General features: G+C 43.8%; 17 protein-coding genes. 11 read left to right on the top strand and 6 right to left on the bottom strand.

Going from position 1 to position 18,900, the window contains the following annotated elements:
• Positions 1–21 precede the first annotated feature (21 nt).
• Positions 22–1,182, top strand: a complete 1,161-nt coding sequence (locus tag MP3633_RS00360; RefSeq protein ID WP_176334004.1) for an MFS transporter — start codon at positions 22–24, stop codon at positions 1,180–1,182.
• Positions 1,183–1,407: 225 nt separating this feature from the next.
• On the opposite strand, the gene MP3633_RS00365 is transcribed toward MP3633_RS00360, so the two are convergent.
• Positions 1,408–2,214 carry a sulfite exporter TauE/SafE family protein gene (locus MP3633_RS00365; protein ID WP_176334005.1) on the bottom strand — a complete coding sequence of 269 codons (807 nt, stop codon included), beginning with the start codon at positions 2,212–2,214 and terminating at the stop codon, positions 1,408–1,410.
• 197 nt (positions 2,215–2,411) lie between these two features.
• Between MP3633_RS00365 and MP3633_RS00370 the strand changes: the two genes are divergently transcribed.
• Complete coding sequence (locus MP3633_RS00370; protein WP_176334006.1) at positions 2,412–2,627, top strand: DUF2798 domain-containing protein; 216 nt, start codon at positions 2,412–2,414, stop codon at positions 2,625–2,627.
• A gap of 92 nt (positions 2,628–2,719) precedes the next feature.
• Here MP3633_RS00370 and MP3633_RS00375 read toward each other — a convergent pair whose 3' ends face one another.
• On the bottom strand, positions 2,720–4,126 hold the full coding sequence (locus tag MP3633_RS00375) for an alanine/glycine:cation symporter family protein (RefSeq protein WP_176334007.1): 1,407 nt from the start codon (positions 4,124–4,126) through the stop codon (positions 2,720–2,722).
• Positions 4,127–4,451: 325 nt separating this feature from the next.
• Positions 4,452–5,099 (bottom strand): pyridoxamine 5'-phosphate oxidase family protein, encoded by a 648-nt coding sequence (locus MP3633_RS00380; protein WP_176334008.1) that lies wholly within the window; start codon positions 5,097–5,099, stop codon positions 4,452–4,454.
• A 105-nt stretch (positions 5,100–5,204) separates the two neighbouring features.
• On the opposite strand from MP3633_RS00380, the gene pdxR reads away from it, so the two are divergent.
• The 7 genes from pdxR to MP3633_RS00415 all read left to right on the top strand — a co-directional run bounded on the left by pdxR (position 5,205) and on the right by MP3633_RS00415 (position 14,255).
• Positions 5,205–6,713: a MocR-like pyridoxine biosynthesis transcription factor PdxR gene (pdxR, locus tag MP3633_RS00385; protein WP_176334009.1), complete on the top strand. Its 1,509-nt coding sequence runs from the start codon at positions 5,205–5,207 to the stop codon at positions 6,711–6,713.
• A 755-nt stretch (positions 6,714–7,468) separates the two neighbouring features.
• Positions 7,469–8,497 (top strand): ubiquinol oxidase subunit II, encoded by a 1,029-nt coding sequence (gene cyoA, locus MP3633_RS00390; protein WP_217909030.1) that lies wholly within the window; start codon positions 7,469–7,471, stop codon positions 8,495–8,497.
• Positions 8,497–10,476, top strand: a complete 1,980-nt coding sequence (gene cyoB / locus MP3633_RS00395) for a cytochrome o ubiquinol oxidase subunit I (protein ID WP_176334011.1) — start codon at positions 8,497–8,499, stop codon at positions 10,474–10,476. Before cyoA ends, cyoB begins: the two co-directional genes overlap by 1 nt.
• Positions 10,477–10,478: 2 nt before the next feature.
• Complete coding sequence (cyoC, locus tag MP3633_RS00400) at positions 10,479–11,102, top strand: cytochrome o ubiquinol oxidase subunit III (RefSeq protein ID WP_176334012.1); 624 nt, start codon at positions 10,479–10,481, stop codon at positions 11,100–11,102.
• Complete coding sequence (gene cyoD / locus MP3633_RS00405) at positions 11,102–11,422, top strand: cytochrome o ubiquinol oxidase subunit IV (RefSeq protein WP_176334013.1); 321 nt, start codon at positions 11,102–11,104, stop codon at positions 11,420–11,422. The genes cyoC and cyoD overlap by 1 nt, the downstream gene beginning before the upstream one ends.
• Positions 11,423–11,493: 71 nt before the next feature.
• Positions 11,494–12,384, top strand: a complete 891-nt coding sequence (gene cyoE / locus MP3633_RS00410) for a heme o synthase (RefSeq protein ID WP_176336676.1) — start codon at positions 11,494–11,496, stop codon at positions 12,382–12,384.
• A gap of 206 nt (positions 12,385–12,590) precedes the next feature.
• Complete coding sequence (locus MP3633_RS00415) at positions 12,591–14,255, top strand: tannase/feruloyl esterase family alpha/beta hydrolase (protein ID WP_176334014.1); 1,665 nt, start codon at positions 12,591–12,593, stop codon at positions 14,253–14,255.
• A gap of 17 nt (positions 14,256–14,272) precedes the next feature.
• Here MP3633_RS00415 and MP3633_RS00420 read toward each other — a convergent pair whose 3' ends face one another.
• Complete coding sequence (locus MP3633_RS00420) at positions 14,273–15,022, bottom strand: SDR family oxidoreductase (RefSeq protein WP_176334015.1); 750 nt, start codon at positions 15,020–15,022, stop codon at positions 14,273–14,275.
• A 231-nt stretch (positions 15,023–15,253) separates the two neighbouring features.
• Between MP3633_RS00420 and MP3633_RS00425 the strand changes: the two genes are divergently transcribed.
• Positions 15,254–15,862 carry a gamma-glutamylcyclotransferase family protein gene (locus tag MP3633_RS00425; protein ID WP_112135884.1) on the top strand — a complete coding sequence of 203 codons (609 nt, stop codon included), beginning with the start codon at positions 15,254–15,256 and terminating at the stop codon, positions 15,860–15,862.
• Positions 15,852–16,913, top strand: coding sequence for a class I SAM-dependent methyltransferase (locus tag MP3633_RS00430; RefSeq protein ID WP_176334016.1), 1,062 nt, complete (start codon positions 15,852–15,854; stop codon positions 16,911–16,913). The genes MP3633_RS00425 and MP3633_RS00430 overlap by 11 nt, the downstream gene beginning before the upstream one ends.
• 79 nt (positions 16,914–16,992) lie before the next feature.
• On the opposite strand, the gene MP3633_RS00435 is transcribed toward MP3633_RS00430, so the two are convergent.
• Both MP3633_RS00435 and MP3633_RS00440 read right to left on the bottom strand, forming a co-directional pair.
• On the bottom strand, positions 16,993–18,042 hold the full coding sequence (locus MP3633_RS00435; RefSeq protein WP_176334017.1) for an HAD family hydrolase: 1,050 nt from the start codon (positions 18,040–18,042) through the stop codon (positions 16,993–16,995).
• 125 nt (positions 18,043–18,167) lie between these two features.
• Positions 18,168–18,785 carry a LysE family translocator gene (locus tag MP3633_RS00440; RefSeq protein WP_176334018.1) on the bottom strand — a complete coding sequence of 206 codons (618 nt, stop codon included), beginning with the start codon at positions 18,783–18,785 and terminating at the stop codon, positions 18,168–18,170.
• Positions 18,786–18,900: the final 115 nt, after the last annotated feature.

The raw sequence follows: 18,900 nt of genomic DNA on the forward strand, positions 1-18,900 counted from the left end.
CTATTTTTGGTGAGATTTAATATGTTTAAGCAAAAAAATCTATTTTTATTTCAAACAATTATTTTACTAGTCGGTGTTAGTATAATTGGATCAAATGCTTTTTTAATGAGTCCAATTTTGAGCAATATTGCTCAATCTCTTAATACAGATGTTACAAAAATTGCTTGGTCTATATCTGCGTACGGTGGAGCAATGGCTTTAGGAGGGTTATTTTTAACTGGCCTTCCACAACGTATAGGTTCGAAATCAACTCTACTCCTCACAGGAACAATACTTTCTATTGGGATATTAATTACAGGTCTTGCAACAAACTGGATCATGCTTGTGGTAGCACAAATTATAACTGGGTTAAGTGCGGGAGTTTTACTTCCAACCTTGTATTCGATGACAGCTATTATTGCACCAAAGGGAAAAGAGTCTGCAACGTTAGGAAAAGTTATTTCTGGCTGGTCATTAGCTATGGTTGCTGGGGTTCCATTAAGTGCCTTTATTTCAGAATTACTATCTTGGCGATATTCCTATTTTTTTGTTTTCATATTGTCATCTATATCTACATTAGGATATTCTCTACTTCCTTCTAAAGAAAGTTCTTCTACCGTTACCTCCCTAAAGTCTGCCTTTCAAGTTCCAATGGCAAAACCCATATTTATTATAACTTTTTTGTACATGGTTAGCTTTTATGGAACCTACACATTTTTGGGAAGCTATATACAACAGAAGTTACTCTACTCCGTAGTATATGCTGGTATGGTTGTTTTATCTTATGGATTTGGGTTTGGTGTTGCTGGAATGTTTTTAGGAAAATTTATTGATAAAAGAGACTCATGGGAGGTTATATCCCCCACTCTATTATTAGTATGTGGAATCTACTTGTTATTATTGATTTTATCAAATCACTATTGGAGCTTACTAATTGGATGTGCATTTTGGGGGCTAATTAACCAGATTGCCTTAAATTGCCTCGTGTCCATTCTCAGCAAGCTCGATTATCGTCAACGAGTAAGGCTCATTGGCATATACAGTGCGGTAGCATATGGAGGAACAATGGTCGCTGCACTATCTTACGGTGTCCTCTATTTATATGGGGGCTTCCATTATATATTGATTACCTCTGCTTTATTATGCATGTTTGCCTTCCTGATCGTATACAGGCTAAAGCGTCACAACCGAACTACTCTATAAATGGAAGGACGAAATTGGAGCTGATCTTGATGTTACAGAATTCTTCTATGGAGAAAGAGAGGAATTAAAACGTCTTCAAAAATACTAATATACACTTGGTGTAAATGACTAGATTTTGTAGGTTATGCCTTTAGGACAACAATGTATTGTTGTCGGGATAAATCCCGACCTACAAAAAAAACAATGCTTTCACGGGCTATGGCTGAGCTGCAATACCCAATAACCTCAAAGCATGAACGTCGAATACAAACCAAACCCGCAAACGATGAGGAGCGCCCAGCCGACGAATTGGAAGAAGACGGGTGTTTCGGCTTTTTGAATGCGGTTGTAGAGCTTTTGCCCAAACACATGGCCCAGTAAAGCGCATGGTAATAACCAAAGCTGATGAATAAGTTGTAGGTCGATGCCAGCGATGAGGAAAGACACCATTTTGATCATTACGAGAATGAACCAGAGCACAAACAAGGTATCGCGAAGTTGGTGACGCGGTACTTTGGTGGCGAAGACGGAGACGATGAGCGGCGCGCCGATTAAGGAGGTGCCGCTGACGTAGCCGCCGAGCATAAGGAAGATGGTGTCGAGGAATTTGTTGTTGGTGTAAAACGGTTTATTGAGAATATAAGACACAGCGAATATGGAGACGATGATAAAAATCACGCCGGTGACGATGTTGCCCGGTAAGGTTAATAAACCAAATACGCCAATCAGTTTGGGCACAATCATGATGCCGAGGGCTTTTTTCAAGTAACCCCATGCAATGTTGCCCTGCTCTTCTTTCGGCGCTTCACCTCGCTCTGCTGCGAGGATGGCTTGCTGTTTGGTCTTTTTCGCTCCTTGCCAAGCAATCCAGCTCGAAAATACGAGTAAATGCACGGAAATGATCGGTAAGAATAATAATGGGTCGTTTTTCACTAGTAATAGGAATGGTAAAGCGAGTACGGCACCGCCAAATCCTAAGCCACTGCGGACAAAACCGCTCCAAATAAAAATGGCGCCAATTAAGGCATATTGCCACCAGATTAAGTTTTCCATGCTTGTCCTTTGGGAATATCGGATAAAGAGAGTTGATGTTTTGGTTAGTGTAACCAAGTTTTCATTTTTAGACTAAGGTGTTCGCCAATAAGCTTGGTGCACGGTGAATAACCCCGTGTTTGTTAAATATCGTTATGTTACTGGTATGGATGTTTGCTAATCTTATATTAATAAAAACTGATATATAGGATGGTTACGTGAAACACAGATTCATTTTTGCTTTGCTTATGTCCTTTACGCTCACGTTGATCATGTCGGCGTGGATTACCTATTTGAACATCGGCTTAGATCCGGAGTTTTTATCTTTTTGGATGCATGCGTGGTTTCTTGCTTGGCCTGTGGCTGGGGTTGTCGCGTTCATTGCAGGGCCATTTTTGCATAAATTAGCGCAAAAAATTGTTGATAAAATGTAGGTTCGACAGACAATGTTGAGATGAAAAAAACCGCTAATCAAAAAGGTTAGCGGTTTTTTATTGAGTGTCGATCGAGCGTTAGATGAACCCCTCTATTTCTGAGGTTTTTCGTCCCAAACGGTTAGATCAATGTCATCTCGTACTTCTGGGTAGTCGTCTGAGTTGAAAACCGGTGTATGGGTTTTAAGTTGAGAAAAATAGTCTTTTGTTAACTTCACCACGGTTCCAGACAACATCATGATCGCAATCAGGTTAATGGTCGCCATTAAGCCCATTGCTGCGTCGGCAACATTAAATACCATTGCCACGCTTTCGTATGCGCCCCATGGAATCATTGCGAGTGCCAAAATACGCAGAATGAAAATCCCCGGTTTGTTTGCCCATTTAAGGTACGTCAGTGCATTTTCTGCGTAACTGTAGTTACCTATGATGGAGGTGAACGCGAAGAAGAAAATAGCAACCGCAACAAAATACTGCCCTGCGCTGCCGATGTGTGTTGTCAATGCGGTTTGAGTCAAGGCGATACCTGTTTGACCGTTCCCTAACGCACCAGAAAGTAGAATCATCAAGGCGGTTGCGGTACAAATTAGAATGGTGTCAATGAACACACCCAATGATTGAACCATACCCTGTGATGATGGATGGTGAGGGTTGGGTGTGGCCACGGCAGCGATGTTTGGCGCCGAGCCCATGCCGGCTTCGTTCGAGAACAAACCGCGTTTAATGCCGTTAAGCATCGCACCTAACACACCGCCAGCGGCTTGTTCGATACCAAATGCGCTTTTAAATATTAACGCGAACGCAGCAGGAACTTCTTCGATATTCATGAAAATCACGTATAACGCGACCAAAAGATACAGCACGGCCATAAATGGCACGACGATTTCGGCAAAGCGTGCAATTTTCTTGATACCGCCGAAGATCACAATCGCTGCCAATGCCATGATCACCAAACCTGTTACGTTGGTATCAATCCCAAACGCGCCTTCCATAGCCCCCGCAATTGAATTTGCTTGCACCGCATTGAAGACTAAGCCAAAGGCTAAAATAAGCGCCAGAGAGAAAACCGCGCCAGCCCAAGGGGCTTTTAACCCTTTGCTGATATAAAACGCAGGGCCGCCACGAAGCTGGCCATTTTGGTCGCGCATTTTATAAAGCTGTGCAAGAGTGCTTTCTGCGTAAGCCGTCGCCATGCCAATTACAGCAACAACCCACATCCAAAAAATCGCACCAGGTCCTCCTAAAAATAAAGCGACTGCTACACCAGTCATGTTGCCGGTTCCAACTCGGGAGGCAAGGCTCGTACAAAGCGCTTGAAAAGGAGAGATACCACCACGGTCTGATTGCGGTGCTTTAAGAACGGTGCGGATAAACTCTGGAAAACGGCGGATTTGGATAAAGCCTAAACGCAATGTGAAATATACTCCCACCGCTAGGAGGCCATAAATGAGGATGTAGCTCCAGAAAATCGTATTTAAAAAGTCTATGATGGCGGCCATGTAAGGCTCTCCCTTAATTCGATAATATCGATTGTTTTATTGTTCGTGGGTTGAATGATAGGAATGCATTTTGATAAAAAGCACCCTAAGAAACGCGTCGAAGCTTAAAAAAGTTTGCAAGATTAGCGAATTTATTGAAAACCGCAAGGCAAAAACCACTGCAATGTGCACAAATGGTGCATAAAAAATGGGTTTATTCGATTTGGCGAGAGCGGGCTTAATTTGAAGGGGAAATGATGTGGCACCATGAGCCGCAGGGCGACTCTGGTTAACCAATCAAATTTTATGCAATGTCGGTTGATGACGTTGTTTTATGAATAAAAGATCAGCAGGCGTTTGGATTGGTTGGTAAGGCGAAATCTTTTGTTTGAATCGGATCTTGCTCTGCCTCCGCCCATTTTTTGTCTAACGGAATGACGCCAGCCCAAACAGGCCAATCGTTGTCTTCTGGATCATCAATCGGTGGTTCTGCTCGCATCTTGATTGACGCTTCTTCTATTTTGATTCGTACTAAGCCTGTGGCTTTTATCTCTATGTCATTGACGGGTCGTAATGTCTCCCAGCGGCCGGGGCTAACTTTGTCTAAAAATAGTTTAAATTGACGAACCTTTTCTTCTTTATCATCAATCAGTTCTGGAATACCAAATAAAGTTACGGAGCGATAGTTGACCGAATGGTGCATCGCTGAGCGCGCCATGACCAAACCATCCAATTGGGAAATATTGATGCACACCTTTTCTGGTTCGTCGATTGGGCCTTTGACGTTACGCGCTTTGGAATGAGCGTGCCAGTAGAAGTAGTCGCCATCGCGCCAATGGCACGTTGGCGTGACAAAGACTTGTCCGTCTTTCGTTTGACCAACATGACACATTAATGAAGCATCCATAATATTAAACGCGGTTTCTTTGTCGTATTGAGCGCGGTTTGGCCCACGCTTCACTTTACTTAACGCTGTTTCGAGAGAATCGCTCATACTCTAAATCCTTGTCATTGTTGATTCGTGTCTATATAACAACAGAATAGAGAAGGCTGGCCTCTTTAAAAATAGCCAGAATAGATATAAAAAAACAGGCCAGTTATGAAGCATGCGATTGCTAGTTTACGTTTTTCATTGGATGAAAGCGGAGCACCCTATTACCAACAACTGATGAGGCAAATTCAGCAGGGCGTGGTATCGGGAGAATTGTCTGTGGGTGACAAACTGCCCTCTTCTCGTTTTTTGGCTGGATCGTTAGGCGTGTCACGGAGTACCACATCACGGGCTTATGACCAGTTAATTGCAGAAGGCATTTTAACCAGTGAAGAAAAGCGCGGAGTGTTCGTTGCGGCGTTGCCGATGGTGAGTAATCGCTTGAAGAGAATGCAGGGTTCTTCTGTTCCATCTACTCAGAAGCACTTGGGAACGTTGGCATTTGATTCGGGTGTTGATGTGTCCGTGTTTCCAACCAAGGAGTGGGCAGCAAGCATGCGGCGAAGTTGGTTAAATCCAGACTTAACCGTGTTGCAAGGTGGTTATTTGACCGGATACCCAGACTTAAAAGAAGCCATTGTTGACTATTTGTATCGCGTTCGTGGTCTTGAGTGTGTGGCTGAGCAAGTGATTGTGACGGCGGGCGCTCGTGATTCATTGCTGCTCCTGCAACATGCAATCACGCTATTGGCTCGTTCAGAGACGGATTCAGATGATAGCGTAGGAGCTCAAACTATTAAGTGGTGGACGGAAGAACCCACTTATCCGCCCATCCGCGAGGCCATTCGTTCGCATGAACAAACCGGAGCGCTGCTTATTGACGAAGAAGGTCCGTGCCTGCCCGCGAGTGACACTGTTTCGAATGTGGCGGTAATGACACCAAATCGACAATACCCACTTGGTGTGAGCATCAGCTCAGTTCGTCGTCAGCGGTGGATTCAAGCGATGCAAATGACGAATGCACGCTGGTGGTTGATCGAAGACGATTATGATAATGAGTTTGTGTATCAAGGTCGGAGTAATGTGCCATTTATGCAAACAGTGAGTGTTCATGATCAGGCTAAAGATCGGGTTTTCTTTGTGGGCAGCTTCTCAAAAGTGCTGTTTCGCGGCTTAAGGTTGGGGTTTATTGTCGCACCAGTGGTACATGTGCCGGTCTTACAGCAAAGCCAACGAGAGTTAGGGTCATCCGCGTCTTTGCCCATACAGCCAGCGGTGGCGGATTTTATGCTGCAAGGGCATTTCGACCGCCATTTGAATCGTATGCGTCGGCATTATCGGCTCAAGCGTGATGCGCTGTTAATTTTATTAGAGGCGCATTTAGCGAGGTGGTTTGATTGGAAAAAACCACGCGGCGGTATGCATGTCTTGATTGAAATTAAACCCGAATTTGTTTCTTTGATTCGCACAGAGGCTGTTTTAGATCAGAGGATTGCCCACGACATTGCCAAGAACGATATTCTTCTTTCTACCTTGTCTGAGCATTTTGCTCACAAACAGTATCATGACGGTCGATTTGGCTTTGTGTTGGGTTTTAGTGGACCATCGGAAGAAAAAATGAAAAAAATAATTATCGCACTAGAAAAGTGGTTTACCGAGATATTAGACAATGTGTAAGGCTTACAATTTGTAAGGATTTTGTAGTGAAAGAGTGCTAACCTCAGTGTTTTCAGGTTGAACTGTCGAGATTCACTCAAGACAAGAATGTGATTTTTTACGAAAAGACCGTGAAGCAAACAGGAACAAAGGCTAAACTAGACTTTGTGCGGTTGTTTAAATTTTGCTATATTCCGCACACTTAAAATCGTATGACACGAATAAAAACAGCATTTTCATTTTAGTTTTTATGGATTGGATGAAGAAATTGAACATTTTTCAAGACATTCTGCATTTTTCTGTGCATTCGTTATCCAGCGCTTTGGCGGCTTCTATGCGCCCATTTATTACCGTATCTTGCTTGTTTTTGTGCTTCTTTGTATTTACTACATTATTCTCTTCATCTGTCGAACCTATTCTTAATTCGGGGCTACTTTCTGGTCTCGCATTAATCACCCTGTTATTGGTTAGTTATTTGTCCCTTATGATAAATATCAACCCTGCTCGCCAAAAAATGGCCTTCTTTTTAACTCGTGTTGGTGCCCCTTATGGGTATTCCTATCGTGCTGAGGCACGATACACGAAGAGATGTAGAGCTCCCTTTTTCAGATTTAGGTGATCCAAAAAAACTATTGCTGCGTTAATACTCTTAACTAGGTAATGGTCTTTGTGCTGTTTTCAGTGTGGTGATCTTTACTGAAATACCCGGCATTGCCGGATTTTCGTTCTGTTGCTTGATGGTCAAGTGGCAGTTTTGTGAACCTCGGGGTTAGAGGATGATTCTCTTGTTAACTCGTATCCTAAGTAAAGTCGCTTTGGCGGTAATGGTGGGCTTGCTCGCCGGTTGTCAGGGTGGTGTGCTCGATCCTAAAGGGCAAGTTGGTATTGAAGAAAAGCAACTTATTATTGTTGCTACTTTGTTGATGCTTCTTGTTGTGATTCCTGTCATCTTCATGACACTTTATTTCGCTTGGAAATATCGTGAAGGTCGTGACGAAATCTACGAACCAAAATGGTCGCACTCCACAAAAATTGAAACTATTGTTTGGGCTATTCCAATTGTCATCGTCATTATTCTTGGCGTGATTACATGGAAATCTACCCATGCATTGGATCCTTATAAACCTTTGAAATCGGATAAAGATCACATCAATGTTCAGGTCGTTTCGATGAACTGGAAGTGGTTGTTTATCTATCCGGACCTTGGTATTGCTTCTGTGAACGAGCTTAGATTCCCAGCAAACGTTCCTGTTGCTTTCCAAATTTCATCTGAAGGCACGATGAACTCTTTCTTCATTCCGCAGCTGGGTAGTCAAATTTACTCGATGGCAGGCATGGTGACTAAGCTTCATTTGATTGCTAATGAACCAGGTACATTTGACGGTATTTCCGCAAACTATAGCGGTGCCGGATTTACTGGTATGAAGTTCGATGCGATCGCTACTCCAACAGAAGCTGATTTTGATGCTTGGGTTGAAGGTGTTAAGGCTGGAACTCATGATGTCATCAACAATGGCATATTGGATCAAACGTCCTACGAGAAGCTTGCTGAATTTGATCTAGATGCACATCATCATGAACCAACTCCAGTTCAGTATTACAACTCAATTGAACCAAGCATTTTCATGGACAACGTTACGAAGTTTATGAAAGATCATGGTCAAGTTGAATTGCTGAAAGGAACTTCTTTTGAACCTAAAATGATTCACGACGATTCAAGTCATGGTGAAATGAATCATAGTGATATGAATCATGACGAGTCTCAAGACTCATCGCATGATATGCATACGGAGGTTGAAAAATAATGTCTGCACTCTTAGGCAAACTATCGTGGGACGCTCTTCCGTACGACCCGATCGTTATTGGCACATTGTGTGTCGTTGCGATCGTGGGTTGTGTACTCGCTTTCCTACTTATCAAGCACAAATTACTCGGCGTACTCTGGAGTGATTGGTTGACATCTGTTGACCATAAAAAACTGGGTATCATGTATATCGTTCTAGCGTTAGTAATGCTAATCCGTGGTTTTGCGGATGCCATTATGATGCGTTTGCAGCTTGCGCTAGCAACGAACGGTGACCCTGGCTATTTACCTCCGGATCATTACGACCAAGTCTTTACAGCTCACGGTGTTATTATGATCATCTTTATGGCTATGCCATTTATGATTGGTCTAATGAACATTGTTGTGCCACTACAGATTGGTGCTCGTGATGTTGCCTTCCCGTTCCTAAACAACCTTAGCTTCTGGCTAGCGGTGTCTGGAGCGATCTTGATTAACATCTCTTTGGGACTTGGCGAATTTGCTAAAACAGGTTGGGTGGCTTATCCGCCGCTGTCTGGTTTGCAGTATAGTCCAAGTGTCGGGGTCGATTATTACATCTGGGCACTGCAGATATCCGGTATCGGTACGACATTAACAGCAGTTAACTTCTTGGCTACTGTTTTCAAAATGCGTGCACCTGGTATGAAATTGATGGACATGCCGATCTTTACTTGGACCTGTACTTGGGCCAATATTTTGATCGCAGCATCGTTCCCAATTTTGACAGCTGTATTGGCCATGTTGACACTTGACCGTTACCTAGACTTCCACTTCTTCACGAATGATGGTGGCGGTAACTCAATGATGTATATCAACTTGTTCTGGGCATGGGGTCACCCTGAGGTGTACATTCTTGTACTTCCAGCATTTGGTATCTTCTCTGAGATCGTTTCTACCTTTACTGGTAAACGTTTGTTCGGTTACAAATCCATGGTTTGGGCAACGGCGTCGATTTCCATTCTTGGCTTTATCGTATGGTTGCATCACTTCTTTACCATGGGTTCCAGCGCAAATGTTAACGCTTTCTTTGGCGTAATGACGATGATCATCGCGGTACCAACGGGTGTGAAACTGTTTAACTGGTTGTTCACTATGTACCGTGGTCGCCTTCGTGTGACGGTTCCGGTGCTATGGACGCTTGGTTTTATGGTGACGTTCACTATCGGTGGTATGACAGGTGTTCTACTTGCTGTACCAGGTGCTGACTATGTATTGCATAACAGCTTGTTCTTGATTGCCCATTTCCATAACACCATCATTGGTGGTGCGGTATTTGGTTATCTTGCTGGTTTTGCTTTCTGGTTCCCTAAAGCGATGGGCTTTCACCTTAACGTTAAGTTGGGTAAAGCGGCGTTCTGGTGTTGGTTAGTCGGTTTCTTCTTAGCCTTTATGCCATTGTACGTGTTGGGCTTCTTGGGTATGACACGCCGCCTAAATCACACGGATAATCCTGATTGGAACATCTGGTTATATATTGCATTGGTTGGCGCATTTGTTATTTTGGCCGGCATTATTTGTCAGTTACTACAATTGTATGTCAGCTTCCGAGATCGTGCGCAAAACATGGACACTACTGGTGACCCATGGAATGGCCACACTCTTGAATGGTCTACATCTTCTCCACCGCAGTACTATAATTTTGCAGAAGTGCCTGTCGTGTCTGACATCGACGCTTTCACTGATATGAAAGAGAAAGGCCAAGCTTATGTTCGTAAAGAAACCTATGCTCCAATCCACATGCCTAAAAACACTAAGGCTGGGATTATCATTGGTGCTCTTATTACGGCGTTTGGTTTTGCAATGATTTGGCATATTTGGTGGTTGGCAATTGTTGGCTTAGTAGGTTCTATCGTGACCTTTATTGCTCGTGCCTACACAACAGATGTTGATTACTATGTTCAGCCTGATGAAATCGCTCGGATCGAAAATGAGCACCTAGATAACGTGGCTAAGGGGTAATCATGAGTACTACACATATGAATACGCACGACGCTCACGAAGCTGATGCGCATCACGACGAGCACCACGATACTGGTGGAAATACGGTATTTGGGTTCTGGATTTACCTAATGACGGATTGCTTGTTATTCGCATCCGTCTTCGCTACCTACGCTGTGCTCTTTATGAACACAGCTGGTGGTGTGTCTGGTAAAGAGATTTTTGAATTAGACTTCGTATTGGTTGAAACCGCCGCGCTACTTGTTTCAAGTATCACTTACGGTTTTGCAATGATCTGCGCGCACAGTAAAAACAAAAAAGGCACCCTATCTTGGTTGGCTGTTACGTTTTTATTGGGCGCTGTGTTCATTGCGATGGAAATCTATGAATTCCATCACCTAATCGTTAACGGTAACGGTCCGCAAGAAAGTGCGTTCTTGTCAGCTTTCTTTACCCTAGTGGGTACTCATGGCTTACACGTAACCGCTGGTTTGATTTGGATGTTTATCATGATGATTGAAGTCATGAAAACGGGTCTTACTGGGCGTGCTTTGACTCGCCTTAGTTGCCTAAGTTTATTCTGGCACTTTTTGGATGTTGTCTGGATTTGTGTTTTCACCGTTGTTTATCTGATGGGGGCGATCTAATGAGCGATCATTCTTCTGAAGCAAATTTACACGGTAGCGTTAAGTCCTACCTAACCGGTTTTGTATTGTCTGTTATTTTAACAGGCATTCCATTCTGGATGGTAATGACGGAAGCGTTTGATAAAGGTCCAACATATATCACTATTGTGTTATTAGCAGTTGTGCAGATTTTTGTTCACTTGAAGTATTTCCTTCACTTGAACTTCTCTGACCAAGGCAAGCTGGATACTTATTCATTCATTTTTTCTGCAGTGATTATTGTGATGGTTGTCGCGTTATCCGTATGGATTATCTACGCCTCCAACGCAATGATGATGTAAGCAGAATTATTTGATGAATATGCGGACTTCTTTCATTTTAAATAATGCGCGTCCGATGGGAGCTTATAATGATGTTTAAGCGTTATCTTCAGGTAACTAAACCAGGCATCATTATGGGCAACCTCATCTCTGTTGCGGGGGGCTTTTTTCTAGCCTCTCGTGGCGAGATTGACTGGATTCTTATGCTAGCGACTGTGATTGGCTTGTCGTTGGTGGTTGCTTCTGGCTGTGTCATTAACAACTTTGTCGATAGAGATATTGATGCCAAAATGCAGCGTACACGTAACCGTGTGACGGTAAACGGAGAAATGTCAGGCAAAGCCGCTTTTTTCCATGGTGTTGTATTAGGTATTGTTGGTTTTGGTTTACTCGCATTTTTCACTAATTGGGTCGCCGTCGCTTTTGCGGTATTCGGTTATGTGGTTTATGTTGGTTTTTACACACTTTACTTTAAGCGCAAGTCCGTTTATGGGACTTTTGTTGGTAGCTTATCTGGCGCTGTGCCTCCTGTTGTAGGTTATTGTGCCGCAGCGGGTCAGTTTGATGCTGGTGCTGCGATATTGCTGGCAATGTTTTGCATTTGGCAAATGCCACATTCTTACGCTATCGCTATTTTTCGCTACAAAGATTACGAAGCGGCGGGCATTCCTGTATTGCCTGTTTCTCAAGGTATAGCGAAAGCTAAACGACATATCATTTTTCACATTGCCCTCTTTGCGATAGTAGCAGCGCTTTTACCGCTGACGGGTTATGTTGGAATTGGCTTTATGGTCGTTGCTTTGGCAACCAGCCTTTGGTGGCTTGCCATGGCGTTACGAGGGTATCGTCCAGGTATTGATGTAAATGGTTGGGCACGACAAGTGTTTTTCTTTTCTATCATTACTGTCACGGCACTTAGCGTGACGATGGCGCTAGATTTTAACGAAGTGTCACCGAATTTACTGGTGTTTGCAGCACATTAAGCCACACACAAAAACGAGCTTCTTGGCTCGTTTTTTATTTCCACTAATTTCCCCCCGCCTTGTTAACTTCCTATTTTGTCAATTATTCGTTATTTTGAATGCTTGCTCGTTGAATCTCATTTTTAAAAATAACGTTTTATCCTATAGTCGTTATCGTTTGAAATAGAACGTTGGTTTGACGTCCACAATCAAAAAGGATGATGTGAATGAAAACGCTTTTAACTTTATTGGCGCCGGTAATAATGCTCTGCTTGCTCGCTTCTAACGCAGCGTATGCCGATGCGGTGCATTGCAAAGCGTTATTAACCAAAGCGCCAGAAAACGTTCAGATTACGGCCGTCATGCAGAGGCCAGATAAAGAGGTAAGAAGCCCTTATTGTTTGGTCACAGGAATTATGGCTCAACGAATAGGGGTTGATAGTAAATTATATTCCATACAATTTGAGTTGCGACTGCCCAATTTTTGGCAAGGCCGTTTTGCTTATCAGTTTAATGGCGGAAATGATGGCGAAGTGAAGCCAGCATTAGGGTCTGTTACGGGGCTTCTCGGTTCACAATATGCGATTAACCAAGGCTTTGCAGTTGTTTCTAGTAATGGTGGGCACGACGCTAGGGCTAACCCTGAAGCTGGCCTTGCTGGCGGTGCCGTGTTTGGTCATGACCCAGAAGCACGTCGTGATTACGGTTACGGCGCTGTTCAAAAATTAAATCCCGTCGCTCGTTCTTTGGTTGAAAGCTACTACCAAGCTCCGATCAAATACTCTTACGGCATCGGTCAGTCCAATGGTGGCCGTATAGCGATGGTCGCTGCGTCTCGTTTCCCTGATATGTTTGATGGCCTATTGGTCGGGTATCCTGGTTTTAATTTACCCAAGGCCGCGCTGCAACATGCTTGGGATATTCAGGCTTTACATCGAGTCAGCGACGATATTAGTCAAGCGTTAACCACGCGAGACTTAGATGTATTTGCGAAAAACATTCTTGATCAATGTGACGCACTAGATGGCATCAATGACGATATGATTTTTGCTACAGAAGCTTGTCAAAATGTCTTTCAGCCAAAAGCCTTGGTTTGCACCAGTAATTTTGATCGAGACTGTTTATCACTCAATAAAGTCGCCGCTTTGATTCGCATGCACAAAGGACCACACAACTCAAAAAACCAAGCGTTGTACACCAGTTGGGACTACGACGCGGGTATTCGTTCTAAAAATTGGCGCATGTGGAAAGTAGAAAGCACGATATCCGCTTGGAGCAATAAGCCAATTGGCGTCGTGATGGGCGCCGCTTCTCTAGCACACATATTCACCACGCCTTTTACTAATGTCGTTGGCGACGTGTATTCGCTTGAAAAGTATTTATTGGCGTTTGATTTTGACAAAGATGCGCCCAAAATTTATGGGACGAATAATCAATTTAAAGAATCGGCGATGTCGATCATGACCCCGCCTGATGCCGTAAAACCAACACTAACTGAGTTCAAACGGTTGGGCGGAAAAATGATGATTTTCCACGGTAACAGCGATCCGGTTTTTTCAGTGAAAGACACCATGCGCTGGTATGATTTCTTGAATTTCGCTTTAGAAGGTCGAGCCCCTGAGTTTGTGCGCTTGTATCGAGTTCCCGGTATGCCTCATGGTCAGGGCGGGCCGTCGGCGGATCAATTCGATATGCTTCAGCCATTAGTTTCATGGGTAGAAAGGAAAAAAACTCCTCAGGAAGTGATGGCGACCACTCGCTCTGAAAATCCAGAAATTACCGCTCGCATGGCTGGTATGACACGCCCTTTGTGTCCTTACCCATCTTACGCCAAGTATAAAAAAGGCGATCTTCTTAAAGCGAGTTCTTTCCAATGCGTTGTCACCAAATAAGGTGAGGCCTTGTTAGGTTAGCGACCGCCACCCACGTCAATAAAACCACCCGTGGTGTAGCTGGCCTTGTCGCTGAGTAACCAGAGGATTGCTTCAGCGACTTCTTCTGGTTGCCCACCCCGTTGTAATGGTAGATTGGGGCCGATGCGATCAACGCGTCCTGCTTCGCCGCCGTCGGCGTGCATATCGGTGTAAATCAAACCGGGTCGAACGACGTTTACGCGAATGCCATCATTTGCGACCTCCAATGCAAAACCTTTAGAGAAAGAGTCTACCGCCCCTTTGCTTGCGGCATAATCCACATACTCATTTGGAGAACCGTATACAGAAGCAAGAGATGAAACGTTAACAATGCTGCCGCCCGAGCCGTTTTGGCTGATTGCCATGTGCTTAAAGGCCGCTTGGCTGCACAGCATCGTCCCGAAGACATTGGTTTCAAAAATTCGTTTCCAGCGGCTCAGATCCGTTTGAGAAAACGACATTTGAGTTTCTAAAATACCCGCGTTGTTCACGAGAGCGCTGATGGGGCCCCAATGAGTATGAATGTGATCGAATAACTCGGTGACTTGTTCCGCATCACTTATGTCGGCTTGAATGCAATGCGCTAAGCCGCCAAAGGCGAGAATATCGGCGACGACTTGCTCTGCCGACGTTGCGCTCTTTCTATAATTAATAATGACTCGATAACCTTGTTGGGCTGCCAACTTAGCGGTTGCAGCCCCAATGCCTCTCCCTCCGCCAGTGATCAGCAAAATAGGCTTGTTCATATCATTCTCCCTGTATTTTTACCGACGATGGTTTAACAATAACCTGCTTCATTGAGCAAAACCAGATGACAAATTGTTACGAGGTTGTTGTTCGCTCTCATGGGAAACGCTTTAAGCTTTAAGGCATTTTTTGTGTCTTTGTCGATCAATGTAGACATAAGCTAGTACTGTCTAGAGGCACACGTTATCATGCGCACTTATCTATTATCTTGGTTTTGTCTGGAGGCTGGCATGAGCTCATTAGATCGACACTTTATTTTGGGCTATGGAAGCCTAATCAATGGCGAAAGTCGTGCAATGACGGGTGAAACGGGGAATGTTTGGCCAGTTAAATTGCAGGGTTTTGAACGCCATTGGTCGGTGATGTCAGTCGATTATGGTATGAGCTCGGTTGCGGTTATTGAAGCACCGGAAAAAGCCTGCAATGGCGTATTAGTCGAAGTACCATACGATCAATTTCCTTTGTTTGATGAACGAGAAAAAGGCTATCAGCGAGTCATGCTTAAAGCTGAACAGTTAATAGCGTATCAAGATGATCCTTTACCAGAAGGCACGTATTGGGTTTATCATACTAGGGATGTGGTTGAGCCTCATCATCATTGCCCCATTGCGTTGAGCTATCTTGATGTTATTTTGTCTGGCTGCTTAGAATATGGCGATGCGTTCACACAAGATTTTCTGACGTTAACCAAAGGCTGGACATCGCCTCTGCTGAATGACCGAAAAGCACCCCGTTATCCTAGAGTGCAACCAGACCTTGCTACAGAACGTTTGAATATATTATTAGCGCCTGTAACCACCCTTACTATTAAAGAGCTATCCGTAACTTATGAATCTTAACTCGACGAGCCAATTACTGGCACGCAACGAAGACGAACTGTCTGGCAAAATTTTATTTGCCAATCCAGAAGACATTTATCCTCTGAATTTAAGCAAACAAGCCGATGTGTATGCTTGGTGCCAATCAAAAACCATTTATGATGCTTTGTCGCGAGTCGGTTTTGCGGAAGAGAAACTGTCGTTGTCCGCACAATGGTCTGTCGACAATGGCGGTGACTTTGATCACATTGTGATTTATCAGTCAAAAGCCAAAGAATTATTAGACTACTTACTAGCCGCAGTATTGCCTCTTTTAAAAGAAGGCGGTCGAGTATGGTTAGTGGGAGACAATAAAAGCGGCGTAAAATCTTCTATGAAGCGTCTAGAAGTCGGTTTGGACGAAGTAGGTAAGCATGATGGCGCTAAGCACTGTTTACTTTACAGCGGCTTCAAGCGACGTCCTGCTAAACCTTTTGTGTTCGAAGACTGGATTGTGACGTGGAAACAAGACGTGGCAGGACAAAGTGTGACGCTATGCAGTTTGCCGGGCGTGTTTGGTCACGGTAAATTAGACAAAGGCACTGAGCTTTTCTTGAACCAACTGAACCAGCATCGCTTTATTAGTGACGTAGCCAACGCTCGCATACTCGACTTTGGTTGTGGCGACGGTATTCTTTCTCTTTGGCTACACAATAAAACAGGCGCACACATTACCGCACTGGATGACAGCGCATTGGCGTTAAAGGCAACGGAATTAACTTTTGCGGCAAACCAACTAAGTGATGCGGTTACCTTGGTTGCTTCGAATGGTTTGTCAGAAGTAAAAGGCCGCTTCAATTATGTCGTCTCAAATCCGCCTTTTCACAAGGGTGTAAATACCGACTACAGCATTGCGGAAAGCTTTTTCATGACGATCAAACAGCACTTAACATTGAACGGTGAATTGTTTGTTGTGGCGAATGACTTCTTACGCTATCCGCCGATGTTAGACGCCGCGTTGGGTTCTCATACTCGTCTTTTCCGAGACAAAGGCTACGCGATTTATCAAGGCCGACAACCAAAAAAACGCTAGGACCTAAGCTTCTGACTTAACAAAAAAACGCGCAATCTTCACAGAGTGCGCGTTTTTTGTTTATCTATTGCTGTATATTTTAATGTAACTGATCTGGCGTCACGACTAACCAGTTTTTATCTGCTGTAACTGGCTGACCTAGAGCGGATTGCTGCTTAGCGGCATCATCCCACCACGCTTCCATCTGCTTCATGTATTTCGCTTTGCGGTTGACCCAAATACGCATGCCGCCTTTATCGGTATCTGTACCGTTGAACAACATGTAACCATCGGAAAGAGGAGAATCTCCCGCCACTAATACTGGTTTTTTCCACTGATCAATCCACCCAAGAATCGAACCAAGTTTGCCTTCGTACCATGTCATAGGGTTCATCAAGAAGGAGGTTAGTTGTAAATCAAGGTTCTTTTCTTGATCATACGTCCCCTTCTTGATTTGCAGTCTTGACGTGGTTAAATCGCCTGTTTTCATGTCTTTTAACAGCATGTTTACACCAATAACATTTTCTGGTTTTACGTTATAGCCGTATTGAGGGTCGCTGGCGATCATCCGTACGATTTCTTCGCTCGCCGCCGTCATCACATAAACTTCAATGCCATTTTCTTGAAGGCGGCTATAAAGCTCCGTCATACCGGTAAAGACTTTAGGTGTATTTACGCTGCTTTTTACGACCTTGTCACCATCGTAATAGGTGATTGGAACGGGTTTATTGTAAGCCATCACTTCATCTACATAACCTTTGAGTTCTTTTAAGGTGAATCCAGCGAAGATTTGAGCGACCCACGGGTAGCAGACTAAATTATCAATCTCACAGAGACGATAGTAATAGCTGTTTAGGCTTTCTTTGTAATCAGCGGTGTCTTTGAATGGAATCAACTTTAACGATGCGTCCATCGATTCTCGGGTTAACAAACCTTTCATTTCCAAATAGGGTAATAGAGATTCTTCTATATCGTACTGGTAGCTAGTGTTATCCATATCGAATACAGCATAAGCACCAGTATTCGCATTTTTCTCGATCATTGTATTGAGTTCTTCAGCAACGCTTTCGGGCCAGTGAGTGAGCTCGGTTGCGTAGATAGATACACTGCATAACATGAGAGAGGTACAGAGAATGGATTGGAATTTCATAAGGCTTCCTTATTTAATGAGTGATAAGGGTAACGTTTATAGGAACTCAACACCAATATCAAAACCGACACATTCTTGCTCACTAAATAGGATAGAGATGAGAAAACTAGTGGCTATTTAGATGGTTAACGTTCAGTAAAGACCAATTTAGCGGCCAATAAAGCGAAACTCGCGGCAAAGGCTCGTTGTAGATATTTTGCCACGTTAGAGGAGCCGATTAAGTACTGGCGCGCTTTGCTAGCAAGTACCCCGTAGAGAATAAAAACCACGAGAGTCATCCCCATAAAAATACCGCCAAGTAGCAGCATTTGGCCAACAGTAGAGCCAATATTGGTCACAATAAACTGAGGTAAAAACGCTAAGAAAAAGAGAGTAAGTTTTGGGTTTAATACATTGATCAAACAGCCTTTCAGCGCGACTTGAAATAGATTGATGTTTTGCGCTTCTTTATTTCCTAATGTTAAGCCGTCTGTTTCAGTCCACATACACCACGCTAGATAGAGCAGATAAGCTACGCCAGCAAACTTCACGACCTGAAACGCCAACGCGCTGGTATTAAGAATTACGGCTAAGCCAAAAATGCTTGCTAACATGGAAGGCACAATGCCTAAAGTACAGCCAAAAGCCGCCGCAAACGAGGCTCGCACTCCCTGAAAAAGCCCTGTTGAGAGGGTGTAAATCACGCCAGTGCCAGGGATCAGAACTAGAATAAGAGAAGTGATTAAAAACTCTGTACTTACCATGAGCTATTCCTTTATTTGTGGACGTTAGGCTGTATTTTTTATTGTGGACTATTTATTCTGGACTAATGGTAGCTCAAAATACGGTGGTTTTTTCAAATAATGAATAGGGCGCTTT

Origin of the sequence: Marinomonas primoryensis (genome assembly GCF_013372285.1) — a bacterium.
Lineage (GTDB): Bacteria > Pseudomonadota > Gammaproteobacteria > Pseudomonadales > Marinomonadaceae > Marinomonas > Marinomonas primoryensis.